This is a genomic window from Curtobacterium sp. MCPF17_001 (genome assembly GCF_003234615.1).
Classification (GTDB): domain Bacteria; phylum Actinomycetota; class Actinomycetes; order Actinomycetales; family Microbacteriaceae; genus Curtobacterium.
The window spans coordinates 332,717-357,491 of record NZ_QKSL01000002.1; the positions used below are offsets into that span (position 1 = coordinate 332,717).

The window sequence follows — 24,775 nt, forward strand, 5'->3', positions numbered from 1 at the left end:
CCTCCCCGAACCGGGCCGCCGATCCTCCTAGGATCAGCAGGCCCGGGACGGACCCACCAGAAAGGACCATCGCGCATGGCGACTCCAGCAGAACCGATCAGACTCGCTCTCGTCGACGACCACCGGATGCTGCTCAGCGCCCTGACCGAGTGGATCCGGAACGCAGCCGACGACATCGCGATGGTCACCGCGGTCACCACGTGGCCGGAGCTGCTCACCAGTCCGGCCTTCCCGGTCGACGTCGTGCTGCTCGACCTGGACCTCAAGGACTCCATCCCGGTGTCCCTGAAGATCTCGACGCTGAAGACCGCTGGCGTGAAGACGGTCGTGATGAGCACCTACTCCGAGCCGAACGTGGTCCGTGAGGCCCTCGGTGCCGGGGCCCTCGGCTACCTCGTCAAGAGCGAGGACGCGGCGATGATCGTCGAGGCGATCCGCGCAGCGCAGCGCGGCGAGCAGTACGTCTCCGCCGAACTCGACCTGGCGATCAACAGCGGCGACGTCGGCGGCGTGCCGAAGCTCAGCGCCCAGGAGCGTCGTGTGATGGCGCTCTACGGCGGTGGTGAGCCCGTGAAGAGCGTCGCCTACCAGCTCGGCATCTCCGAGGAGACCGCGAAGAGCTACCTCAAGCGCATCCGCGAGAAGTACCGCGTCGCCGGGTTCGACGTCGGCACGAAGGTGGCGCTGCGGAAGCGTGCGATCACCGACGGGATCATCGTCCAGGACGGTTCCCCACACGGGCTGTAGGGGCGGCCTGCCGGGCGAGCGGGCGGGCTCCACCGCGAGGTGCCGCGATCGTGGCATCTCGGGGGCCGGGATGCCGCGATCTTCGCATCTCGGCGGAGTGCGCGCGGCGAGTCAGGGCGTCTGGCGACACGACCACGGTCGGGGCCGGGGGTCTGGGTCATCTGCCGGCTGGCCGGGAGGCTCGGGCTGCGTCCCGAAGGCGGGCCTCAGTGTGAGGACACGGACTCGCGGATCGAGCCGGTGCTGGCCCCCGCCGTCCGGACCGCCGCTGCGCGTCGGTTCGTGCGGTTCTCGACCGCGTAGCTGATCACCGCGACGAGGACGCCGAGCAGCGCCAGACCGATGCCGAGCCAGCCCGGGGCGACGAAGCCGAAGCCGGCCGCGATGACCGCGCCGCCGAGCGCAGCGCCGAGCGAGTTGCCCAGGTTGAAGGCGGAGTGGTTGAGTGCTGCCGCGATGGTGCGGGCATCGCCGGCGACGTCCATCAGTCGGGACTGCACCGCCGGCGGGATCGCGGACGAGGTCGCACCGAGCAGGAACGCCCCGATGAACAGGCCGACGACCCACTGTGCGGTGAGGACCGTCACGAGCAGCGCGCCGATCAGGGCGAACAGCCCGACGAAGATGGTGGCCTTGACGCTGCGGTCGGCCAGGAATCCTCCGAGCAGGCCGCCGACGACCATGCCGAGCCCGACGACGACCAGCACGAGCGGCACCGAGGACTCCGACAACCCGGTCACGTTCTGCACCAGCGGCGAGATGTACGAGTAGACGGCGAAGAAACCGCCGAAGCCGACCGCCCCCAGGCTCATCACGATCCAGACCTGCGGCACCCGGAAGGCGCGGAGCTCCCGCCCGATGGTCGCGTGCACGTCCCGACCGCTGCGCGGCACGAACACCGACACGGCGAGGAACGTCAGCGCGAACAGCGCGGCCACGACCCCGTACGCGGTCCGCCAGCTGGCGACCTGACCGATCCAGGTGACCGCGGGGACACCGACGACGTTGGCGACCGACAGGCCGAGGAGCACGAGGGCGATGCCCTTGCCGCGCTTGCCCGGTCCCATGATGTCGCCGGCGACGATCGAGGCGATGCCGAAGTACGCACCGTGCGGGAGTCCGGCGACGAACCGGGCCACGAGGACCAGGCCGAACGAGGGCAGCACCGCGCTCGCGACCGTCGCGACGACGAAGCCGACCAGCAGCGCCATGAGCAGACCCTTGCGCGGGAACCTGGCGGACATCGCCGCGATCGTCGGTGCACCGACCACGACCCCCAGGGCGTACGCGCTGACGATCCAACCGGCGTGGGCGACCCCGCCCTCGGGGTCGGCGGAGTACTGACCGGGCAGCAGCGCCTCGGCGATGTTCGGCAGCAGGCCCATCGCGACGAACTCGGTGGTCCCGATGGCAAAGCCACCCAGCGCGAGAGCGAGGATGGCGAGCGTGCGACGTGCCGGCGTGAGCTGGGACATGGGACCTGTTCTCGTGCGCGAGCACGGTGGGTACGAGCACGTGGGATCGGGTGCCGGATCAGTGTAGACCGCTCCAACACGGCGGCGGAAGACGAGTGGCCGAATCGATTCGACCGACATGTCGACAGTGTCGCTGACTGGACGATCCAACGCATTCGCGCCGACCGGGATTCCCGATCGGCGCGACGGTCCCGTCACGACGAGCTGTCCGTGCTGGTGCTGGTGCTGGTGCTGGTGCTGGTACTGGTACCGAGCGTCACCGCGGCCAGAGATTGGCGAGCAGTCGGGCGAGTTCGTCCAGGTCGCGGGTTGGCCACTCCGCCAGGTTGGTGCGGAACTCGTCTCGCGCTCCGGTGCGGATCCGTTCCATCCGGGCGACGGCGTCATCGGTGGGGCTGATCACGACCGCGCGGCGGTCCGCCGGGTCCTGACCCCTCGACACCAGACCGAGCGACTCGAGTTGCCGGAGCTGCCTGCTGAGCACGCTCTTGTCGAAGCCCAGCGACTCCGCCAGCTCCCCCGCGCCGACCGGCCCGCGGTCGACGAGCTCCTGCAGCGTCCGGAAGCCGGACGGTTGCAGTGCCGGGTCGACGTCCGTCGCCTGCTGCCGGAGGCGCGTGCGGTACGCGCTGAACAGCGCCGCGAACTGGCGCTCCAGCACTCCGACGCGGGCTTCCAGGCCGTCCGGGAACCCGTCGTCACCTGCGGTGGGCGGAGTCCCGGACGACGTCATCTCACGAGTTTCGAGCACGTGTCCCGGCGGAACCCTGGGAACCACCGGCCTCGATGACCGGGTTCGATCCGGTGACCGTACCGATGCCGGCGAAGTCCTCCGCGGACCCGGCCAGCGGCCCCTGGTCCGTGGATCGCTCGGCGACGGTCTTCGTGGTCAGCGGCACGTTCGGCATGAAGACGATCGCCAGGACGAGCAGGACCGCGATCGGCGCCGCGATGAGGAACACGTCGGCGACGCCCTGCCCGTACGCCGACTCGATGATCTGGCGGACGCCCGACGGCAGCTTGCTCACGGCCGGGATGCTGCCAGAGGACAGCTCCTTCGCCACGGCCGCGCCCTTGGCGCCGAGCGCCGCGATCGCCTTGCCGAGTTCGGCCTGCTTGTCACCGAGCAGGTCGGTGACGCGGTTGCCGAGAACGGTCCCGAGCACCGACACCCCGAGCGCACCGCCGAGCGAGCGGAAGAACGCGACGCCGGCGGAGGCCGCACCGATGTTCCGCGGCTCCGTCGTGTTCTGCACCACCAGGACGAGGTTCTGCATCACGAGACCGACGCCGGAACCCATCACGAACATGTACACGGCCACGACGAGGTAGGGAGTGTCGTACTCGATCGTCCCCATGAGGGCGAGACCGACCACGAGCGCGATCGACCCGATCAGCATGATCGGCTTCCACTTGCCGGTCTTCGTCACGAGGCTGCCGCCGACGGTGGAGGCGATGAGCAGTCCGCCGATCATCGGGATCGTCAGCAGGCCGGACTGCGTCGGAGTGGCCCCGCGAGCCAGCTGCATGTACTGCGCCAGGTAGACCGTGGCGCCGAACATCGCGATGCCCACGGCGATCGATCCGATCACGGACATCGAGAAGGTCCGGCTCCGGAAGAGCGTCATCGGGAGGATCGGCTCCGTCGCACGGAGCTCGATGAACACCGTCGCGACGAGCAGGACGACTGCGCCGATCACCATGACGGCCGACGTCGGCGACACCCAGTCGAAGTTCTTCCCCGCCAGGGTGATCCAGATCAGCAGGAGCGAGACACCACCGGCGATCGTCGCGATGCCCAGGTAGTCGATCGACACCTTCCGCTTCGGCATCGCGCGGAGCTTCAGGGTGAGCTGCAGCAGGATGATCGCCGCGACCGCGAACGGGACTCCGACGAAGAAGTTCCACCGCCACCCGAGGCTGTCGGTCAGCAAGCCGCCGAAGAGCGGTCCGCCGACGGTGCCGACGGCCATGACCGCACCGAAGTACCCGCCGTAGCGGCCGCGCTCGCGGGGACTGATGATGTCGGCCAGGATGATCTGGCTCAGCGCGGTCAGGCCACCGGCGCCGAGACCCTGCAGGACGCGGAACGTGATGAGCGTCCCGGGGTTCTGTGAGAAGCCAGCCAGGGCCGACCCGAGGACGAAGACCACCAGCGACAGCTGGATGAGCAGCTTCCGGTTGAAGAGGTCGGCGAGCTTGCCCCACACCGGGGTCGACACGGTCGTCGCCAGGAGGGTCGAGGTGACGACCCACGTGTAGGCACTCTCACCGCCGCCGAGGTCGCCGATGATCCGCGGCAGCGACGTGCTGACGACGGTCGAGGCGAGGATCGCGACGAACATGCCGAGCAGCAGACCGGACAGCGCTTCGAGCACCTGCCGCTGCGTCATCGCGGGTGCGTCGGACGAGGACCGGTGGGCAGCCTCGGGTTCGGCTTGTGACATCTGGACTCCTCAGAACTCTCCGGCATGCCACGCTGCACCCGTTACTTGACCAGCGTCAATCATTGCACATGGTTGACCGAAGTCAATGATCTGCGTGGGAGGCACGACTCCGCCGGGGCACACTGAACGCTCCCTCGTCGGAGTGCCGCTCCAGCATCCGCGCTCGCGTCGAGGACATGCAGAAACCCCGACGGTGGATCAACGTCGGGGTCGAGGCGTACTGCGTTCCTGTGTCAGGTGACGAGACCGCTCATGACTCAGGCCGCGCGCCGCTCCGAAGCGTGGGCGGCGACCCGCGCCTCGGGCAGTTCGTCGCGGTGCACCCACCCGGTCCCGCACTCGGCGCAGCTCGCCCAGGCGTGCTGCTCGTCATCGGAGACGTCGATCACGACCGAGGGGAGGTCGCAATCCGGGCACCAACCGTCGTGCATCATGAGCGGGCTCCTTCCGTCGCGGGTGCCGGTGCTCGTGCGCCGGCTGATGGACCCAGCACACACCCGACCGCCGACATCGCCGGAACGTCGGCGGCGTGTCTGCCGACCCACACCGGGCGGTACACGGCGCTGGCGATCACCTGTGGGGTTCCGTCCGTCCGAGCGGCGCCGACACGGCTGCGTTAGGTTCTGGGTGGACACGCCGCTTTCCATGGGGGGAAAACAACGGTGACAGCACCAACAGACCTGTCGGCATTCGCATTGCCCGACCTCACGTACGACTTCCCAGCAGCCGACGCGGTCGCACGGGCCTGCGACGCCGCGAAGACGTCCATCAGCCTCCAGACGCCCTCCCGAGGTGCGCTGGTGCTGCTGGGCAGCACGGACTTCGCGGGGAGATTCGCCGAGACCTTCCGCGCGAACGCCGCGATCGCCGTCGAGGACTCGCGCGAACTGAGCACCAAGCTCGGCGAGATCGCGCAGGGCATCCGCCGGTTGAGCGACGCCGCGCGCGAGGAGAACATGCGTCGGCGCGCAGCCCGAGCCTGGCGCGACCGCGTGGTCGCCCGGAGAGCGGACGCCGTCGACAGCATGTGGGACCACGTCTTCGGCGAAGAACCACCACCGAGCAGCGGGAAGCTCGACGCTCCGACCTTCCCGGACACCAGCTACGCCCCGCGGGCCAGGAGCACGCCGTCCCCCGGAGCCGGTCCGGGGAGCGGGGGCGGAGTCTCGTCCGCACGACCGGAGAGCCTCCGGTCGTTCGCGTCGGGGTCCGCATCGCTCGACGGTGACCTCAGCGCCCTGCCCGGGCGCATCGAGAGCGCGATGGCCTCCTTCGCGCGGACCTGCGACTTCGGGACGGTCGACGTAGCACCGGTGGTACGGGGCTTCCGCGCCTGGTTGGACGCGAACGGCGGCGACGTGCGCTGGGCGAACACGGTCGCTGCTGCCTTCGAGTCCGCCGGTGCGGGCGGCGCGGTCGTCAGCGTCGCCGACAGTTCGCTGGCGGCAGCACTGCAGGCGGCGGGGGTGAACCGGACGAGGACGGACCTCGACTTCGGTGAGCCCACGCTGTTCGGCGCCGTGCCCACCAGCGGCTTCGCGGCCGATCCGGTGAACACCGCGACGGGCAACTTCATCGAGGTGGAGCACGACCTCGCGTTCGCCGGGGGCGCGACGGCGCTCGACCTGAGCCGGACCTACAACTCCTTCGACACCGTCGGCGGGGCGTTCGGCCCCGGGTGGTCATCCGTGCTCGACATGCGCCTCGAACTCCTCGACGACCACATCGCGATGGTGACCGACGACGGTCGGCGGATCACGTTCCCGACCCGGGGCTCCTCGGGTGTCCGGGCCGTCGGTGAGAACCTGTGGTTGGCCACCGAACCCGCAGCCGTGTCCGGGGCTGCGTCGAGTACGCCCCCGGACGGGACGGTGCTCGTCGTCCGTGACAACGCCGGAGCCTGGTGGTCGTTCGCGATGACCGGCGCATGGCTCGCCTCCGGGACGGGGGACCGAGCTGCGGTCACCGCCGGTCGCGACCGGGACGGCAGACTGGTCCGGCTCGAGCACCGCCGCGGACGAGCCGTCGCCTTCGCCCACGCCGACGGTCTGGTCCGCTCGGCCCGGTCGTCGGACGGCCGCACGGTGACGTACGAGTACGACGCCGACGGGATGCTCGCCACGGCGACGAGTCCGAGTGGCACCCGGTCGTACACGTGGGACCAGGACCGCCGGATCGAGCGGGTCACGGCAGCGGACGGCGTCGTCGAGTGCGTCAACACCTACGACGAGCACGGCCGGGTGCTCCGCCAGGCAACCCCGCACGGCCGGACACTGCGCTTCGCCTACCTGCCCGGACGCGTCACCTCCGTCTCCGACGAGGACGGCGCGAACGCGAACACGTGGATGTCGGACCGGCACGGACGGGTGGTCGGGATCGTCGACGCCGACGGTCACCGGCAGTCCCTGAGCCACGACGAACACGGGAACCTCGTAGCGTCGACCGCTCGTGACGGTTCGGTCACCGTCCACGCCTACGACGACCAGGGTCGGCTCGTCAAGACCGTGGCCGCGGACGGCACCGACACGACGGTGTCCTACGACGAGCAGGACCGCGTGCGGCGGATCGAGCGCGACGGCCGGCTCGTCACGTTCGAGCACGCCGGGCCGTCCGCCCGGTTCCCCTCGGTCGTCGCCGACGAGCGCGGAGCCGCATTCGCCCTGACGTGGGACGACGACCTGCTCGTCCGGATGGAGGACCCTGCGGGCGTCGTCGTCGCCTACGAGTACGACCGCGCCGGTGACCTGGTCGCCGTTCGTGACGCACTCGGCGGCACGATCCAGATCGACCGTGACCCGGCCGGTCGGGTCGCGGCGACCACCACCCCGCTGGGGCACCGCACCCGCTTCACCTACGACGACGCCGGCCGAGTGACGTCCCGCGAGGATCCCGCCGGCGCCGTGTGGACGTTCGAGCGGGACGCCGGTGGCCGCATCGGTGCCGTCGTCGATCCGCTCGGTGGCAGGACGACCCACGAACACGGTCCGAGCGGCGACGTGACGAGCACGACCGATCCACTCGGACGGACGACCGAGCTACGCTACGACCGTCTCGGCAACCTCAGCGCGGTCGTCCTGCCGGACGGCGCGCGCTGGGACCTGCTGCACGACGCACTCTCGCGACTGCAGGAGGTCTCGGACCCGGCAGGAGGCCGATGGCTCCGGGAACAAGACGTCGTCGGGCGGCCGACTGCTCGGGTCGACCCCAGCGGCGTCCGGTCCGTGGTCGAGCTGGTCGACGGTGGCCCGTCGGTCGACGGGTCACCGTCTGCTCCGTCCTTCGAGTTCGACCTCGCGAACCGTGTCGTTGCTGGGACGTCTCCGCTCGGGGACCGGACAGCGATCGAGTACGACGCCTGCGGTCGGCTGGCCGCGTGGACCGATGTGGACGGCGGCCGGACCACGCTCCGGTACGACGCCGACTCACGCCTCGTCGAGCGCGTGGAGCCGTCCGGTGCCGTCACCGTGTTCGAGTACGACGCATGTGGTCGGCTCGTCCGGGAGCACGTCCCCGGTGTGGGTACGACCCGATACGGCCACGACCTGGCCGGGCGACTGACCTGGATCGACGACCCCCGGAACGGACGGCGCACGATCGCTCGCGACGCCGCCGGTCAGATGGTCGCCGTCGACGACGGACTCGGTCGGACCACCGCGTTCGATCACGACGCCGTCGGACAGGTGACGCAGACGACGGCCCCTTCCGGCGAGCGCACCCGCACCGACCACACGCCCCTCGGTCAGGTGTCGAGCACGACCGACCCGTTGGACCGGACGGTCGTCTCCACTCGGGACCCGGCCGGACGGTTGTCGACCCGAACGGACCCCGACGGACGCACGACGACCTGGGTGCGCGATGCGGCCGGTCGGCTGTCGGAGGTGCGTCACGACGACCGACTCGTCGCGAGCATCGCACGGGACGCCGACGAACGGTCGGTGACGATCAACGACCTGACGCATCCCGACGGCACGCCCACCGTCCACCGTCTGGAGTACGGAGCACGGGGCGAGCTCCTCCGACGCACCACGACGCGTGCCGGTCGGAGCACGACGACCCGGTGGGAGTACGACGCCGCGGGCAACCAGCGCGCAGTGATCTCCCCGGACGGGGTGCGGACCGAGTTCGACCGTGGTCGCGGTGGCGTCCTGACCGCCATCCGTCGGTCGGACTTCCCGGAGGCGACGTTCCGGCATGACGAAGACGGTCGCCTGACCGGCGCTCTCGCCGGAGCGCTCGCCCAGGCGTGGGAGTACGAGGACGGGTTCCTCGTCAGCCACTCCTCCGACGGCAGCGAGACCGTCCTCGAGCGCGACGACCGCGGGCGTCTGACAGCCGTCCGTGCTCCGGACGGCGAGGCCGTGCGTTACGAGTACGACACGGCCTCGCAGCTCCTCGCCGCCCGTGAAGGGTCCTCGGTGTCGACCTGGAGCTACGACGGATCCGGTCGGCTCGTCGACGAGCAGCGGGCCGCTGAGCGGTACTCGTACTCGCACGACGGAGCCGGAGCGCTCCTGCAGGCCGAACGCCACGGCGACGCTCCTTCAGTCGTCCAGTTCGCGTACGACGGCCTCGGACGGCGAGTCCGAGCCGAGTCGGACGAGTTCACGATGTCGTACGCCTGGGACGAGCTGGGTCATCTCCGCACCGTCGTGCGCGAGGACGGCACCGACAGCGACCGCACCGACCTCTGGGTGAACGCCCTCGGGGAACTCGCCGAGGTCAACGGCACCGCGCTCAGCTGGGACCTGACGACACCGGTGGCGACTCTTCTGTCGGTCGGCGACGTGCCAGTCATCACGGCACCCGGCCTCCTGGGTGTCGACGGGACGTGGAAGCCGTCCGGGTGGCGTCGTGCGCGCTCGACACAGCGCGCGGACCCGTGGACGGCGACGGACGCAGTCACGACTGCGGGCCTCCCGGACGGCATCGGGGTCAGCCCGACCGGGACGGTCGTGGTCGGCGGGCTCGAAGTCACGGGCGCGCGCATGTACGACCCATCGGTGCGCTCGTTCCTCTCGCCCGACCCGCTGCCGGCGGTGGTGGGTGCGGCGTGGTCTGACAACCCGTACTCGTACGCCGGCAACGACCCGGTGAACCAGATCGACCCTTCTGGCCTCCGCCCGATCACGGACGCGGAGCTGGCCGCTTACGGTGCCGGGCGCCAAGGGCTCCTCGGCATCGCGCATCGGTTCTCGAACAACGGCGCGTTCGCGATGGACGGGGACGTCCATGCTTCGCACGCGCTGTCTTGGCTGCTCGGGATGTCCCTCCTCGACCCCTCGCCAGGTCCCGGGTTCTTGCTCGGGCTCTTGAGCCCCATGCCCCTGATCGGGATCCCCATCGGTATGGCGGCGGACTTCTACGCCGGGACGGTTCTGACGAGCGGGCAGGGTGAGATGCTCTTCGGATGGGCAACGGGGACGTCGCCGAGGACCCTGTTGTACGGGTCGGACAGCAAGATGACACAGGCCGTGCGAGAGCAGTTGCCAGCAGACCAACGTAAGAACATCATCCGTGACTTGAAGGCTGGCGAGCCGGTGGCATCCGGATACGGCTACAACGCTGAGTCCCCCGGACTCGACAATCCGAACTTCGTACGAGACCTCGTGACGGTCGCCACGTGGCCCATCGCTCCGGAGGAGAATCGAACGCTTCTCGCGCTCGGCTCGTACGAAGTCGAGGCGCGTGTTGTGAGTCGCGATGCGGATGGACCTGCCGTTGTCGAGTACACCGCAACCAATGAGACAACTTTGGGCTCCTTCCTCCGGGGGCTTCCCGGTTTCAGCTACGAAGATCTCAATCGAATGGCAGGAGACCACGGCCCGATGTCGCGAGTGACCGAGCGGTTCACTTGGAAAGAGGAAGTGCAATAGTGGATTGGCGTCGAGCGGTGCGGCTGGTGCTGTTCCCATCACTCATCGTGTCCCTGACCGGGTGCACGATTCAGTCGCAGCCCGCCCCAAAGGACTATGTGGGCTCTTGGCAGCTCCAAGCCGAGAACGGGGCGTCGCCAGCGCGCTTCACTCTGGCAGCGGACCACACGTACACCGCGGAGGATCTGCCACGAGCGCTCGCATGTCGGCTTGAGATCGCCGCGGGAAGCCCTCCCGGCTGCCGAGACGGCAGCCCCTCGGTGAGTTTCTCCGGTTCATGGCGGCTGGCGGACGGGAACCCGCGCGAACTCTGGCTGGAGTACAACGACTTCCTCGTGCGCAGGGCGGTCCGCGATGGCGACGACCTCGGCTTCTTCGTGCGATCAGTCGAGGCACCACGACCCGATTACGTGTTCCACAGGACGTCTTCGACTTGACTGCGAACCTGACCGCCGATCTTCATCAGAAGTGACGATCGACGGCGGCCACGCCGCGCATCGGCGCGGTGGTGATCCGGTCCGTGGTCGCGGCCAAGACCTGAACCGGGGCAGCCGGCGACCACGGCCCGTTCTCGCGACCGCCACGCCCTGGCGTCGAGTCCTGGGCAAAATTTGAACCCCTGGCCTCGGACTGCACCGGACTGACAGCGCGACGCGCTATCGCTGCGCACGAGCCTCGCGAGCACTGACGCCGACCACCGTTAGCGCGACACCTCCGAAGACCCTCATCCGCTCGTTGCGCATGGGGGCCTTTCGTCGTTCCGGCGTCGGCGGTCCCCAGCAGACTCCCCGCCGTGGGAAAGCGACGATCGGACCGGTTCGTCCCGCCCGTGACCGCGACGCCCTTCAGCCTCTCCCCCGAGGCGTACGGCGGCCCCGTCTTCGGCGCGGGACTCCTCCCGGTGCACGCCTACGTGCAGACGCCGGAGGGGCTCTTCCGCGTCGAGGGGGGTCGCGTCTCGCAGACGCCCGCCGCCGTGCTCGTCCGCTGGGACCGGGCCGACGGCCTCCCGCTGGAGGTGTGGGTCTGGCGCACTGCCGCTGTGAGGCACCGCGCATTAGCTACGGATTCCGCATGACTGTTCTTCTCGCCGTTCTGACAATCGCGGGCGCTCTCCTCGCCGTAACAGGGGCGATAGATGCATGCCGCGGACGGAGGCGCGAGGATCCGAAGGGCTCCGGCCTATATTCCGTGCCTTCCGGCGGACCGAGGGGGCTCTTTATAGCCCTCCTGGGCGCGGCTGTCGCCCTTGTCAGCGGCTGCCTCGGCCTGTTCACGTAGGCCGCTGCTCTAGTCTTCGATCGCGGCTTCGAGGCGCTCAACCTTTGCGTCGAGCTCGCCAGAGTACCCGGGTCGAATGTCCGCCTTCAAGACGAGCGACACCCGGCTTCCAAACGGCGCGACGGCCTCCGTCGCACGCTTGACAACGTCCATCACGGAGTCCCAGTCGGGCCCTTCAACCTCTGTGAACATTGACGTCGTGCGATTCGGGAGCCCGCTCTCGCGGACCACTCGGACGGCCGCCGCGACTGCGTCGTGCACGGAGCCGTCCTCTCGGCCGTTGCCACTCGGCGAAACGCTGAACGCGACCAACATCACAGACCACCCTTCCATGTACTCTTCTGAGCTATCGCGCCCTCGAGCTCGGTGAACATCGACGAGGTGCGGTTCGGCAGGCCGGACTCGCGGACGACCCGCACGGCTGCGGCGACGGCGTCGTGGACGGAGCCGTCCTCGGTTGCGGCGGGTCCGCCGGACGGAGCGATGGAGAAGGCGACGATCATGTCCCCATCCTGCCCCGCTGCACGTTGATGCGCGACGGATCCGCGTGCGTCGGGTCGCCGACCGGACGGGAGGCCCGTGGCTCGATCCCCTGCCGCCACAGCCGGACGAGCACCACGACGGCCCAGACCAGAACCGCGACCTCGAGCGCGTTCCGCACCGAGAGCACGACGAGGATCCAGGGCTGCACCATGAGCACCTGGTCGTAGTAGGCGGGGTAGACGAGCTGCGTGAGGAACGCCGTCGGCAGCATCGCTGCGGCGACGGGCAGGAACCGCCAGGCGCTCCCCCGTCCGGCGACGAGCCCCCACACCACGGGGACGGCGAACCACCCGATGTACTGCGGCGATCCGACCTTGTTGGTCGCGATGAGCGCGGCGACGAACAGGAGCGCCAGGACCGGTGCCACCTGGGACTGCCGAGCACCGGTGCGCACAGCGAGCAGGGCGAGGACGACCCCGACGACGACGACGACCGCCATGAGCGGGGTGGACAGCGCCGCGGCGACGGCGGTCCCGGCACCGGACACCTCGAAGGTCAGGATCTCCTGGTCGTAGAAGACCGCCGCTTCCGGAACGTGGGCAGCGGCGGCCCAGAGGAACGGGGTGGCGAGCGGTGACTCGATCTGCAGCCCACGACCGGTCTGTTCGCCGATGAACGAGAGCAGGTGTGCCGCGCCGCCGAACAGCACGTCGACCAGGACGACGAGCCCGGTGACGGTGAACGCACCGGCGACGACCTCGACACGACGCCCGCGGCGGAGGACGAACAGCACCCCGACCAGGGCCGCCGGCCACACCTTGATCCAGGCCGCGACGGTGAACACCGCGGAGGCGATCCCCGGTCGTGCGGCGACGAAGGCCACGCCGACCAGTGCGACCGCGGTGGCGACGGTGTCGATCCGTCCGAGGCCGATCGGTCCGAGGGCCAGCAGGAACACCAGCCACCACCAGACCACCCGGACGCCGAACGCCCGGAAGCGCCAGAGCACCGCGGCCGCGACCGCGTTCAACAGCACCATGAGCAGCAGCCATCCGGTGCCGATCGACGCGGTGCCGCCGAGGGCCGCGGCCGCCATCGGCACGATCGCCAGGATCGGGTACACCCACGCCGAGTCGATGCCGACCCAGAAGTGCGACGACTGCCCCGACTCGATCCACCGTCGGTAGGTGATGGTGACGTCACCGATCGGCTGGTTCGGCACGACCAGCGTCAGGTACCAGAGGACCAGGTGCACCGTGACGAACGCCACCCCGAAGACGACGATCTCGGGCCACGGGTTCCTGCGCACCGGACGAGCGTACCGACCGGGCACAGATCCTCAGCCGATCCCGAGAGTGACGTGTCACCGTCCTCGGGTGACCTCCGCTCCGAACCGCCCGTCCCCCCGCCCCCGGCGCCGCCTCGTGGTCGTGCTCGTCGTGCTCGTCGTCGTCGCCGTGGTCGCGGTGGTCGCCGTCGCGATCGGCACCCGCGCGTACACCTCCGGTGAGAACGCCAAGGCGTCAGCGACACCGACGGTCGCCGCCACCCGCGCTCCGTCCACGCTCGACGCACAGGACCTGTCCGGCACCTGGACGGTCGGCGACGGGTCCGAGGCCGGCTACCGCGTCCACGAGGTCCTCAACGGCTCGGACGTCACCGTCACCGGCCGCACGTCCGACGTCACGGGGACGGCGACCGTCGACGGCACCACGATCAGCGCGGCGACGATCACCGTGCAGGTCGGCACCATCGCGACCGACTCGGCACAGCGCGACTCGTACTTCCGCGACTCAGCCCTCGACACGCAGGCGTTCCCGACCGCGACGTTCACCCTGACCGAGCCGGTGTCCGACGCCGTCCCGACCGGCAGCGGCACGACCGAGGTCCGCGCGACCGGCACGCTCGAGTTGCACGGCGTCACGAAGCCGGTGACGGCGACGCTGCAGGTCGGACTCAGCGGCGACGGCGTCGACGTCTCCGGCACGGTCCCGATCACGTTCTCCGACTACTCGGTGCAGGCGCCGAACCTGGGCTTCGTGAAGGTCGACGACGCGGGGGCGGTCGAGTTCCTCGTGCACGCCTCGCCGTCGTCCTGACCGGCGACCGGGCGGGTCACGGCGCGACCGGCTGACGGACGGGAGGCTCGGCACCGGCCCGTCGGCGCGCCTCCCGTCCGACGGGCCCGTCCCGCCACCCCGTCAGTCGACCTGCGCGTCGCCCGTGACCGCGAGGTCGCGCACCACCCCGGGCAGCTGCTCGATGAGCGAGGTCATCGGGAACGGCCCGCCCCGCGAGGCGCGACGTGCCGCGACCCCGTGCACGACCGCTGCCGCCGCTGCCAGGTGCGCGAGGTCCTCCGGTCCGACCTCGGACGTGCCGGCGCGGGCGGCGACGAGCGCGCCGAGCACCCCGCCGAGGACGTCCCCGGCACCAGCCGCTGCGAGCCAGGGGGTCGCCGACGACGCGACCAGGCGGACCCCGCCGTCGGGCGTGACGACGTGCGTGTCGGCGCCCTTGAGGAGCACGACGCTCCCGGTCCGTTCCGCGGCACGGAGGGCCGAGGACCGCGGATCACCCTCGACCTCGTCCCGCGACATACCGAGGAGGGCCGCGAGCTCGCCCGCGTGCGGGGTGAGCACCGCGAGCGGCCCGAGGTCGACGAGCGGGATCGCCCCAGCGTCGACGACGACCGGGACGCCGTCGTCCGAGGCGTGCGCGAACGCGGAGCGGGTCGTCTCGTCCAGTGCGTCGAGCGACGGCGCCGAGATCCCCGACCCGACGAGCCACGCCTGGACGCGACCGACGCCGGCGACGACCTCGGGCCGGCGGGCGAGCACGAAGTCGGTGGCCCGGTCCGGGCCGACGTACCGGACCATGCCGAGGCCGGTGTGCACGGCGGCGTCGACCCCCATCACGGCCGCACCCGGGTACTGCGCGGACCCGGTGGCGACGCCGAGGACCCCGCGTCGGTACTTCGAGGTGTCGCCGGTGGGGACGGTGATCCAGCGGGCGGCGTCGACGGGTCGGACGGAGACGAAGTCGTTCATCGTGCCCACGGTACGGTGACGGGCATGAGCCTGTCCCTGCCTGGTCGTGTCGTCGTCTTCGACTACGGCGAGGTGATCAGCCGGACCCCGCACGCCGCTCGTGCCGCACTGCTCGAGGCGACCGGGCTCGACGCCGACACGCTGTTCCCGGTCTACCAGGAGCTCCGGCACGACCTGGACCGCGGCGACCTGACGGTGCTGGAGTACTGGCGCGCGATCGCCGAGCGCACCGGCCGGACCTGGTCGGTGACGGAGGTGCACCGGCTGTGGGCGCTCGACTTCACCGGCTGGTTCGAGGTCGACCCCGAGGTCCTGGCCCTCGTCGAGGAGCTCCACGACGGCGGCACCCGGCTGGCGCTGCTCTCGAACGCGGGCTTCGACTTCGGTGACCCGTACCGCCGCTCCCCGATGGGCTCGCTGTTCGAGACGGTCGTGGTGAGCGCGGAGGAACACGTCCTGAAGCCCGACGCCTCGATCTACCGCGAGACCTGCACACGTCTGGGCATCGAGCCGAGTGCCATGGTCTTCGTCGACAACCGTGCGGAGAACGCCGCCGGCGCGGACGCCGTCGGCGCGGTGGGCGTGCACTTCACCTCGGCCGCCGGGCTGCGCCGGTCGCTCGAGGAGCTCGCGGCCGGCGTCTGACGGGAGGCACGGCTCACCTCCTGACGCCTTCTCGCTTCCTCCGAGGAAGCGCCCGGTACCATCGAGGCATTGTGGACGACCCTCCTAGTTCTGACCATCACATGCCCGCCGCTCACACAGTGAGCTGCCTGACTCCGAGGTGTGCCTCGTGAGCCCCGTCGACATCGTCATGCTGATCGGCGGCATCCTGCTGACGCTCGGCACCGGCGTCTTCGTCGCCTCCGAGTTCGCGCTCGTGAACCTCGACCGCGCCGACGTCGAAGCCCGCCGAGACCGCGGTGAGACCGGCCTCGGCACCGTCATCGGTGCGCTGAAGGTCACCTCGACCCACCTGTCCAGCGCGCAGCTCGGCATCACGCTGACGACGCTGCTCACCGGCTACCTGCTCGAGCCGTCGATCGCCACGCTGCTCGAAGCGCCGTTCCTCGCGATGAACCTCGCCGAGGGCGTCGTCGAGACCGTGGGCTCGATTGTGGCGCTCGTCATCGCGACCCTGCTGTCGATGATCCTCGGCGAACTCGTGCCGAAGAACTTCGCGCTCGCCCTGCCGCTGCAGACCGCACGCCTGGTCGTGCCGCTGCAGGTCGGCTTCACGACGGTGTTCAAGCCCGCCGTCGCCCTGCTCAACGGCACCGCGAACGCCGTCCTCCGCGCGATCGGCATCGAACCGCAGGAGGAGCTCTCCGGTGCCCGCAGTGCCGAGGAGCTCACGTCACTGCTCCGCCGGTCCGCGTCCGAGGGCTCGCTCGAACAGGACACCGCGACGCTGCTCGAGCGCACGCTGTCCTTCTCCGAGCTCAACGCCAGCGACGTGATGACGCCGCGTCCGCGCCTGTCGACGATCCGCGTGTCCGACAGCGCCGAGGCGGTCATCGCCCTGGCCCGCAGGACCGGTTTCAGCCGCTTCCCCGTCATCGAGGAGGACGCGGACGACGTCGTCGGGCTCGTGCACGTCAAGCAGGCCGTCTCGGTCCCGCGTGAGAAGCGCGCCGAGGTGCCGGTCGGTGCCCTGATGACCGACGCCGAGCGCGTGCCGGAGACCATGCCCGGCGACACCCTGCTCACCGAGGTCCGCGGTCGCGGCTACCAGATGGTCATCGTCGTCGACGAGTACGGCGGGACCGCGGGCGTCGTCACGCTCGAGGACCTGGTCGAGGAGATCGTCGGCGAGGTGTCCGACGAGCACGACCGGGCGCGCATCGACGTCGTCCGGAGCCGCGGCTGGCTGACCTTCCCGGGGCTGCTTCGCCCCGACGAGCTGGAGGACCGCGCGAGCGTCACCGTCCCCGAGGACGGCCCGTACGAGACCGTCGGCGGGTTCCTCATGCAGGAGCTCGGACGCCTGCCTGTGGTGGGTGACGAGGTCGCCATCGACTCCGGCGTCTTCCGCATCGAGCGGTTGGACGGCCGGCGCATCGACCGGATCCGGTACACGCCGAACCCGGTCGGCGAGGACACCCTGGGCAGCAACGCCGGCAACGGCAAGCGCACCACCACGACGGACCAGGAGGCCACCCGATGAGTTCCGACTGGTGGGGCATCTTCTGGCTGTTCGTGCTGCTCGGCGGCAACGCCTTCTTCGTCGCAGCCGAGTTCGCCGTCATCTCGGCCCGTCGCTCGCAGATCGAGCCGCGCGCGGAGCAGGGGTCGCGAGCCGCGCAGATGACGCTGTGGGCGATGGAGCACGCCACCCGGATGCTCGCGACCACACAGCTCGGCATCACGGTCTGTTCGCTGCTGATCCTCAACGTCTCCGAGCCGGCGATCCACCACCTGCTCGAGGTCCCGCTGCACCTGACCGGGTGGAGCGGCGAGGTCATCGGCGTGATCGCGTTCGTCTTCACGCTGCTGCTCGTGTCGTTCCTGCACGTGGTCTTCGGCGAGATGGTCCCGAAGAACATCTCGTTCTCGATGCCGGACCGGGCGGCACTGCTGCTCGTCCCGACGCTCTGGTACATCGGCCACGGCCTGCACTGGGTCGTCGTCGGGCTCAACGAGGTCGCGAACGCGGTGCTGCGCCTGTTCAAGGTGGAGCCCAAGGACGAGGCCGTCAGCGCGTACACGGTGGAAGAGGTCCAGACGATCGTCGAGCAGTCCCGACGCGAGGGCACCCTCGCCGACGACTCGGGCACGCTCCGGATGGCGTTCGAGTTCACCGAGAAGAAGGTCAAGGACGTCGCCGTGCCGATGTCCGGGCTCGTCACCCTCCACGAGGACGCGACGCCCGCCGAGGTCGAACGGGCCGTCGCCCAGCGGGGCTTCTCGCGGTACGTCCTGGTCGACGACGCGGGCGACCCGACCGGGTACGTGCACGTCAAGGACGTCATCGACCTGCGGCCGGACGAGTTCGACGACCCGGTGCCGCCGAAGCGCATCCGCCAGCTCATCTCGCTCTACACGGAGATGGACCTGGAGGACGCGCTCGCGACGATGCGCGGGGCCGGACGCCACGTGGCGCGGGCATTCGACGCGGACGGTCGGACGACGGGCGTGCTGTTCCTCGAGGACATCCTCGAGGAACTCATCGGCACCGTCGAGGACGCCACCCGGCGTCGCTGACCCAGCGCATTGAATCCCCTCGCGAAAGCGACAGTCGTGTCCCGCTCATCGGCGCAGGACTGTCGCTTCCGCGGTGAGGACGGCCGAGGCCGCCGCTGAGGTGACGCCCGGACGGACGGGAGGCCCGGTACCAGCTGGTACCGGGCCTCCCGTCCGTCCGTGCTCCGCTACCAGCTGACCGGCAGGGGCTTGCCCTCCTCGTAACCGGCGGCGGACTGGATGCCGACCAGGGCACGGTCGGCGAACTCGGGCAGGCTCGTCGCGCCGGCGTAGGTGGCGGAGCTGCGGAGGCCCGTCGTGATCATGTCCAACAGGTCCTCGACGCTCGGCCGCTCGGGATCGAGGTAGATGGTCGAGGACGAGATGCCCTCCGCGAAGAGCGCCTTGCGCGCCCGCTCGTAGGGGTCGAGGCGCTCGAAGCGCTCCCGCACCGCCTTGGCGGACGCCATCCCCCAGCTCTCCTTGTACGCGCGCCCGGCGTCGTCGCGGCGGAGCACGCCCGGTGCCTCGAGTGTGCCGGCGAACCACGAGCCGATCATCACGGCCGACGCGCCCGCGGCCAGGGCCAGCGCGACGTCGCGGGGGTAGCGGACGCCACCGTCAGCCCAGACGTGCGCGCCGAGCGAACGCGCGGCGGCGGCGGTCTCGAGGACGGCGGAGAACTGCGGACGACCGACCGCCGTCATCATGCGCGTGGTGCACATCGCCCCGGGACCGACCCCGACCTTGATGATGGACGCACCCGCGGCGACGAGGTGGGCCACGGCGTCGGCGGTGACGACGTTGCCGGCGACGAGCGGGATGCCGAGGTCGAGCGCCGACACCGCGCGCAGCGCGCGGATCATGCCCTCCTGGTGACCGTGCGCGGTGTCCAGGACCAGGACGTCGACACCGGCGTCCGCCAGCGCTGCGGCCTTCGCGGCGACGTCGCCGTTGATGCCGACGGCCGCGGCGACACGCAGTCGGCCGGAGGCGTCGACCGCGGGCCGGTAGATGTCGGAGCGGATGGCGCTCGTCGGGCTGACGGTGCCGACGACCTTGCCGTGCCGCATCACCGGCGCGAAGTCGACGCCGGCCGCGGTGAGCACGTCGTACACATGGCGGGAGGACCCGGCGTCCTCGGCGTCGATCGCGGTCGTCGCGCCGTGCAGCAGGTCGCCGAGGACCGCGTCCGCGCCGGCGGTGGCGAGACGGGTCGCGGGCACGCAGCCGAGGTACTCCCCCGCCTCGTCGCGGACCACGACACCACGGCCGGCGACAGGCAGCAGCTGCTCGAGCGCCTCGGCGACGGTGGTGTCGGCGCCCAGGTCGAGCGCGGAGTCGAACGCGACCGGCTGTGCCTTCACCCAGCGGATCGCCGCGTCGAGGTCCTGCAGGTGCATGTCCTGCGGCAGCACGCCGAGGCCGCCCCGCCGAGCGAGGGTCACGGCCAGTCGCGGACCGGTGACGGAGTTCATGTTCGCGCTGACGATCGGGATCGTCGCGCCGGTGCCGTCGTTCGTGGCCAGGTCCACGTCGAAGCGGCTCGTCACGCTCGACCGGCTGGGGACGAGGAAGACGTCGGAGTAGGTCAGGTCGTGGGTCGGCCGCGTCTCGTAGAACCTCATGACGGCCACTGTACGGCGGCCTGCGGAGGGCCGCCGGGGAGCGCCACGCGGACCGGCCTGGAGGCTCGACTCACCCGCCGTCTCCCACCTCACGGCCACGGATGAGCGGCTAGGGTTGACGGCGTGCGGGACAGGGTTGCCCTGCACGACACACACGAGCATCAATCGACGGAGAGTGGGCGATCGGCTGTGTCGAGCCATCTGACCGGAACTGACGAGACCGCGGGCGAATTCGGCGCGAACGAGTGGCTGGTGGACGAGCTCTACGAGCAGTTCGTCGCCGACAAGAGCAGCGTCGACGAGTCCTGGTGGCCGGTCCTCGAGAGCTACCACCGGACCCAGCTCAGCAGCACCGACCCCACGACCTCGACCGCCGCGACCGACTCGACCACCGAAGCCCCCGCGCAGGCCGCTGCCGCCGCGGACGCACCCGCCGATCAGCCCGCCGCCGTCGCCGGGCCGTCCAGCACGCAGCAGCCCGCCACCGGCGAGGCGAAGACCCCGCTCCAGGCCCGGACCACCTCGCGCCAGCCGTCGCCGCAGCCGATCCCGGCCGAGGCGAACGACTCCGCCGACGAGCACGAGGAGACGCACGAGGACGTCGCCACCCCGCTGCGCGGCATGGCGAAGACCCTGGCGTCGAACATGGATGCCTCGCTGACCGTCCCGACCGCGACCAGCGTCCGGACGATCCCGGCGAAGCTGATGATCGACAACCGGATCGTCATCAACAACCACCTGCGCCGGGCCCGTGGCGGCAAGATCTCCTTCACCCACCTGATCGGCTGGGCCATGGTCCAGACGCTCAAGGAGTTCCCGAGCCAGAACGTCTCCTACGAGGAGCGCGACGGCAAGCCGTTCCTCGTCACCCCCGCGCACGTCAACCTCGGCATCGCGATCGACGTCCCGAAGAAGGACGGCACGCGCTCCCTGCTCGTCCCGAGCATCAAGCGGGCCGAGACCCTGACGTTCGGGCAGTTCCTCTCCGTCTACGAGGACGTCGTCAAGCGCGCCCGGGACAACAAGCTGACCCCGTCGGACTTCCAGGGCACGACGATCTCCCTGACGAACCCCGGCGGCATCGGCACCGAACACTCCGTCCCCCGTCTCACCAGGGGCCAGGGCTGCATCGTCGGTGCCGGGGCGCTCGAGTACCCGGCACAGTTCCAGGGCTCGGCACCGAAGACCCTGGTCGAGCTCGGCGTCGGCAAGACCATCACGCTGACCAGCACCTACGACCACCGCGTGATCCAGGGCGCCGGCTCCGGCGAGTTCCTCAAGAAGGTGCACGAGCGGCTGATCGGTCAGCACGGCTTCTACGACGACATCTTCGCCGCGCTCCGCATCCCCTACAAGCCGATCCAGTGGGCGAACGACATCAACGTCGACCTGGCGCACCGGGTGAACAAGACCGCGCGCGTGCAGGAGCTCATCAACAGCTACCGTGTCCGCGGGCACCTGATGGCCGACATCGACCCGCTCGAGTACCGGCAGCGCACGCACCCGGACCTCGAGATCGAGCGCCACGGGCTGACGTTCTGGGACCTCGACCGCGAGTTCGTGACCGGCGGGCTCGCCGGGACGACCACCGCTCCCCTGCGCGACGTGCTTGGCATCCTGCGCGACGCCTACTGCCGGACCGTCGGCATCGAGTACATGCACATCCAGGACCCGGAGCAGCGCCGCTGGGTCCAGGAGCGCATCGAGGTGCCCTACTCGAAGCCGTCGAAGGACGAGCAGCTGCGGGTCCTCGGCAAGCTCAACGAGGCCGAGGCGTTCGAGACCTTCCTGCAGACCAAGTACGTCGGTCAGAAGCGCTTCTCGCTCGAGGGCGGCGAGTCGACCATCGCCTTCCTCGACACCCTGATCCAGAACGCCGCCGGTGCCGGCCTCGACGAGGTCGCCATCGGCATGGCGCACCGAGGTCGCCTCAACGTCCTGACGAACATCGCCGGCAAGACGTACGGTCAGATCTTCCGCGAGTTCGAGGGCACCCAGCTGCCCGGCACCGTCTCCGGACAGGGCTCCGGCGACGTCAAGTACCACGTCGGCACCGAGGGCGTGTTCCGCGCGTCCGACGGCACGGCCATCCCGGTGACCATCGCGGCGAACCCGTCCCACCTGGAGGCCGTCGACGGCGTGCTCGAGGGCATCGTCCGCGCGAAGCAGGACCGGAAGCCGGCGGGGACGTTCGGCACCCTGCCGGTGCTCGTGCACGGCGACGCGGCGATGGCGGGACAGGGCGTGGTCGTCGAGACGCTGCAGATGTCGCAGCTGCGCGGCTACCGCACCGGCGGCACCGTGCACCTGGTCATCAACAACCAGGTCGGCTTCACCACCCCGCCGGAGTCCGCGCGCACATCCGTCTACTCGACGGACGTGGCGAAGACCATCCAGGCGCCGGTCTTCCACGTGAACGGCGACGACCCGGAGGCCGTGTCCCGCGTCGCCGACCTGGCGTTCGCGTACCGCGAGGAGTTCCACCGCGACGTCGTGATCGACCTGGTCTGCTACCGCCGGCGCGGTCACAACGAGGGCGACGACCCCTCGATGACGCAGCCGCTGATGTACAACCTCATCGAGGCGAAGCGCTCCGTCCGCACGCTGTACACCGAGGCCCTCGTCGGCCGCGGCGACATCACGCAGCAGGAGTACGACGACGCGCACCGCGATTTCCAGGACCGCCTGGAGCGTGCGTTCGCCGAGACCCACGAGGCACAGACCGGCACCATGCCGACCGTCTCGGTCGACGACTCCGGTGCCGTGAACGGCCTCGAGCGTCCGACCTCGCAGCGTGACGACTCCGAGCTCGAGGTGCGCGAGACCGCGATCTCGCAGGAGCTCGTCGAACTCATCGGCGACGCGCACGGCAACCCGCCGTCGGGCTTCTCGATCCACCCGAAGCTGCAGCAGCTGCTCACGAAGCGCCGCGAGATGACGCGTGCCGGCGGTGTCGACTGGGCGATGGCCGAACTCATGGCGATCGGTTCGGTCCTGGTCGAGGGCAAGCCCGTGCGGTTCGCCGGACAGGATGCCCGCCGCGGCACGTTCGTGCAGCGTCAGGCGGTCTTCCACGACCGGACGAACGGCCAGGAGTGGCTGCCGCTCGCCAACCTGACCGAGGACCAGGCACGCTTCTTCATCTACGACTCGCTCCTCAGCGAGTACGCGGCGATGGCGTTCGAGTACGGCTACTCGGTCGAGCGTCCCGAGGCCCTGGTGCTCTGGGAGGCGCAGTTCGGCGACTTCGCCAACGGCGCCCAGACCGTGATCGACGAGTTCATCTCCTCCGCCGAGCAGAAGTGGGGCCAGCGCTCCGGCCTGGTGCTGCTGCTCCCGCACGGCTACGAGGGTCAGGGACCGGACCACTCCTCCGGCCGCATCGAGCGGTACCTGCAGCTCTGCGCGCAGGACAACATGGTGGTGGCTCGGCCGTCGACCCCGGCGTCGTACTTCCACCTGCTCCGCCGACAGGCGTGGGCGAAGCCGCAGAAGCCGCTCGTGGTGTTCTCCCCGAAGGCGATGCTCCGCCTGCGCCAGGCGACGAGCGCCGTCGACGACTTCACGTCCGGCTCGTTCCAGGAGGTGCTCGACGACGACCGCCTGCAGTCGCGCGGCGTCGACAAGGGGTCGGTGCGCCGCGTCGTCCTGCACTCGGGCAAGATCCACCACGACCTGCGGACCGAGGCCGAGAAGCGTGGCATCACCGACGTGGCCCTCGTCCGGCTGGAGCAGCTCGCCCCGTTGCCGCTCGACCGGATCCTCGAGGTGCTCGCGAGCTACCCCGAGGCCGAGGTCGTCTTCGCGCAGGAGGAGCCCGAGAACCAGGGCGCCTGGCCCTTCGTCTGCATGAACCTGTCGCCGCACCTCGACGGCCGGCCGCTGTCCGTCTCGTCCCGCTCGGCGAGCGCGGCCCCGGCCACCGGTTCCTCGAAGCGCAGTGCACAGGAGGCGGCCGACGTCATCGACCGCGCGCTGCGGTAGCACTCGCACCCCGCAACGAACAACGCGCCCCGTTCCGACGGGGCGCGTTGTTCGCTGTGGGGCGGGGCCGCAGGCGGCAGTGCCCCACAGCGCGGGCGGGGCGGTCGGCGCGATCGCCCCGGCCGCGAGTCAGAGCATCCGGGTGTACCGCACGCCAGCCTCGTGGTACCCGCGGCGCTGGTAGAAGCGGTGCGCGTTGTCGGTCGCCGCGGCGCTGACGGCAGCCAGGCGCCGCGCGCCCTGCTCGGCTGCCCACGTCTCGAACGTGCCGAGGAGTGCGGAACCGGTGCCGTGCCTCCTGGCCGTCGGATCGACGACCAGCAGCAGGAGCTGTGCGGTCGGCTCGTCGCTGGCGTACGTCCACGTGACCTGCGCGCCGGCGACCGCGATCGGACGACCGTCGTCGCCACGGACCACCCAGGTGCGGTGTCCGGCCTCGGCGGTGAGCCGGTCGAGTCGGGCCTGCATCGCGTCGGGCTCCACCCGGTGGCCGAGCAGGCGCAGCAGGTCGGTCACCGCGGCGACGTCGGGTTCGGTCCAGGTGCTGATCGGCTCGGCGTCGGTCATGTCCGCACCCTACCCGTTCACGACGTCGTCACCGCGGGTGTGACGAGCCCAGCCGCG

General features: G+C 70.4%; 18 protein-coding genes. 8 read left to right on the plus strand and 10 right to left on the minus strand.

What is annotated here, in order from left to right:
• Positions 1 to 75: 75 nt before the first annotated feature.
• Positions 76 to 747, plus strand: a complete 672-nt coding sequence (locus tag DEJ24_RS03640; RefSeq protein WP_110902095.1) for a response regulator transcription factor — start codon at positions 76 to 78, stop codon at positions 745 to 747.
• 206 nt (positions 748 to 953) lie between these two features.
• On the opposite strand, the gene DEJ24_RS03645 is transcribed toward DEJ24_RS03640, so the two are convergent.
• The 4 genes from DEJ24_RS03645 to DEJ24_RS16760 form a co-directional block, all read right to left on the minus strand.
• Positions 954 to 2,222: an MFS transporter gene (locus DEJ24_RS03645; protein ID WP_111077303.1), complete on the minus strand. Its 1,269-nt coding sequence runs from the start codon at positions 2,220 to 2,222 to the stop codon at positions 954 to 956.
• Positions 2,223 to 2,478: 256 nt separating this feature from the next.
• Positions 2,479 to 2,955: a MarR family winged helix-turn-helix transcriptional regulator gene (locus tag DEJ24_RS03650; protein ID WP_111077304.1), complete on the minus strand. Its 477-nt coding sequence runs from the start codon at positions 2,953 to 2,955 to the stop codon at positions 2,479 to 2,481.
• Position 2,956: 1 nt separating this feature from the next.
• A complete protein-coding gene (locus DEJ24_RS03655; RefSeq protein ID WP_375334688.1) occupies positions 2,957 to 4,669 on the minus strand; it encodes an MDR family MFS transporter in 1,713 nt (570 codons plus the stop codon).
• 257 nt (positions 4,670 to 4,926) lie between these two features.
• A complete protein-coding gene (locus DEJ24_RS16760; protein ID WP_181432862.1) occupies positions 4,927 to 5,103 on the minus strand; it encodes a hypothetical protein in 177 nt (58 codons plus the stop codon).
• Between the two features lie 228 nt (positions 5,104 to 5,331).
• On the opposite strand from DEJ24_RS16760, the gene DEJ24_RS03660 reads away from it, so the two are divergent.
• Both DEJ24_RS03660 and DEJ24_RS03665 read left to right on the plus strand, forming a co-directional pair.
• Complete coding sequence (locus DEJ24_RS03660) at positions 5,332 to 10,542, plus strand: DUF6531 domain-containing protein (protein WP_146242512.1); 5,211 nt, start codon at positions 5,332 to 5,334, stop codon at positions 10,540 to 10,542.
• A 793-nt stretch (positions 10,543 to 11,335) separates the two neighbouring features.
• Positions 11,336 to 11,620 carry a hypothetical protein gene (locus DEJ24_RS03665; RefSeq protein WP_146242513.1) on the plus strand — a complete coding sequence of 95 codons (285 nt, stop codon included), beginning with the start codon at positions 11,336 to 11,338 and terminating at the stop codon, positions 11,618 to 11,620.
• A 212-nt stretch (positions 11,621 to 11,832) separates the two neighbouring features.
• Here the strand turns inward: DEJ24_RS03665 and DEJ24_RS03670 are convergent, their stop codons facing one another.
• Genes DEJ24_RS03670 through DEJ24_RS03680 form a run of 3 tightly spaced genes read right to left on the minus strand, consistent with a single transcriptional unit; the run spans position 11,833 to position 13,615 of the window.
• Positions 11,833 to 12,138, minus strand: coding sequence for a thiamine-binding protein (locus tag DEJ24_RS03670; protein WP_111077369.1), 306 nt, complete (start codon positions 12,136 to 12,138; stop codon positions 11,833 to 11,835).
• Positions 12,138 to 12,326 (minus strand): thiamine-binding protein, encoded by a 189-nt coding sequence (locus DEJ24_RS03675; protein WP_375334689.1) that lies wholly within the window; start codon positions 12,324 to 12,326, stop codon positions 12,138 to 12,140. Before DEJ24_RS03675 ends, DEJ24_RS03670 begins: the two co-directional genes overlap by 1 nt.
• Complete coding sequence (locus DEJ24_RS03680; RefSeq protein WP_220036690.1) at positions 12,323 to 13,615, minus strand: glycosyltransferase family 87 protein; 1,293 nt, start codon at positions 13,613 to 13,615, stop codon at positions 12,323 to 12,325. The genes DEJ24_RS03675 and DEJ24_RS03680 overlap by 4 nt, the downstream gene beginning before the upstream one ends.
• 67 nt (positions 13,616 to 13,682) lie before the next feature.
• Here DEJ24_RS03680 and DEJ24_RS03685 point away from each other — a divergent pair, with 67 nt between their 5' ends.
• A complete protein-coding gene (locus tag DEJ24_RS03685) occupies positions 13,683 to 14,405 on the plus strand; it encodes a YceI family protein (protein WP_258374720.1) in 723 nt (240 codons plus the stop codon).
• A gap of 102 nt (positions 14,406 to 14,507) precedes the next feature.
• Here DEJ24_RS03685 and DEJ24_RS03690 read toward each other — a convergent pair whose 3' ends face one another.
• Positions 14,508 to 15,356, minus strand: coding sequence for an ADP/ATP-dependent (S)-NAD(P)H-hydrate dehydratase (locus DEJ24_RS03690; RefSeq protein ID WP_111077371.1), 849 nt, complete (start codon positions 15,354 to 15,356; stop codon positions 14,508 to 14,510).
• 24 nt (positions 15,357 to 15,380) lie between these two features.
• On the opposite strand from DEJ24_RS03690, the gene DEJ24_RS03695 reads away from it, so the two are divergent.
• The 3 genes from DEJ24_RS03695 (at position 15,381) to DEJ24_RS03705 (ending at position 18,560) form a co-directional block, all read left to right on the plus strand.
• The gene (locus tag DEJ24_RS03695) at positions 15,381 to 16,001 is read left to right on the plus strand and encodes an HAD family phosphatase (RefSeq protein WP_111077308.1); all 621 of its coding nucleotides are present in this window, start codon (positions 15,381 to 15,383) and stop codon (positions 15,999 to 16,001) included.
• A gap of 169 nt (positions 16,002 to 16,170) precedes the next feature.
• Positions 16,171 to 17,523 (plus strand): hemolysin family protein, encoded by a 1,353-nt coding sequence (locus DEJ24_RS03700; protein ID WP_258374724.1) that lies wholly within the window; start codon positions 16,171 to 16,173, stop codon positions 17,521 to 17,523.
• Positions 17,520 to 18,560, plus strand: coding sequence for a hemolysin family protein (locus tag DEJ24_RS03705; protein ID WP_111077309.1), 1,041 nt, complete (start codon positions 17,520 to 17,522; stop codon positions 18,558 to 18,560). The genes DEJ24_RS03700 and DEJ24_RS03705 overlap by 4 nt, the downstream gene beginning before the upstream one ends.
• Before the next feature lie 167 nt (positions 18,561 to 18,727).
• Here the strand turns inward: DEJ24_RS03705 and DEJ24_RS03710 are convergent, their stop codons facing one another.
• The gene (locus DEJ24_RS03710) at positions 18,728 to 20,167 is read right to left on the minus strand and encodes a GuaB1 family IMP dehydrogenase-related protein (protein WP_111077372.1); all 1,440 of its coding nucleotides are present in this window, start codon (positions 20,165 to 20,167) and stop codon (positions 18,728 to 18,730) included.
• Between the two features lie 189 nt (positions 20,168 to 20,356).
• Here DEJ24_RS03710 and DEJ24_RS03715 point away from each other — a divergent pair, with 189 nt between their 5' ends.
• Positions 20,357 to 24,151, plus strand: a complete 3,795-nt coding sequence (locus DEJ24_RS03715) for a multifunctional oxoglutarate decarboxylase/oxoglutarate dehydrogenase thiamine pyrophosphate-binding subunit/dihydrolipoyllysine-residue succinyltransferase subunit (protein WP_181436512.1) — start codon at positions 20,357 to 20,359, stop codon at positions 24,149 to 24,151.
• Between the two features lie 129 nt (positions 24,152 to 24,280).
• Here the strand turns inward: DEJ24_RS03715 and DEJ24_RS03720 are convergent, their stop codons facing one another.
• Positions 24,281 to 24,718: a GNAT family N-acetyltransferase gene (locus DEJ24_RS03720; protein ID WP_111077310.1), complete on the minus strand. Its 438-nt coding sequence runs from the start codon at positions 24,716 to 24,718 to the stop codon at positions 24,281 to 24,283.
• Positions 24,719 to 24,775: the final 57 nt, after the last annotated feature.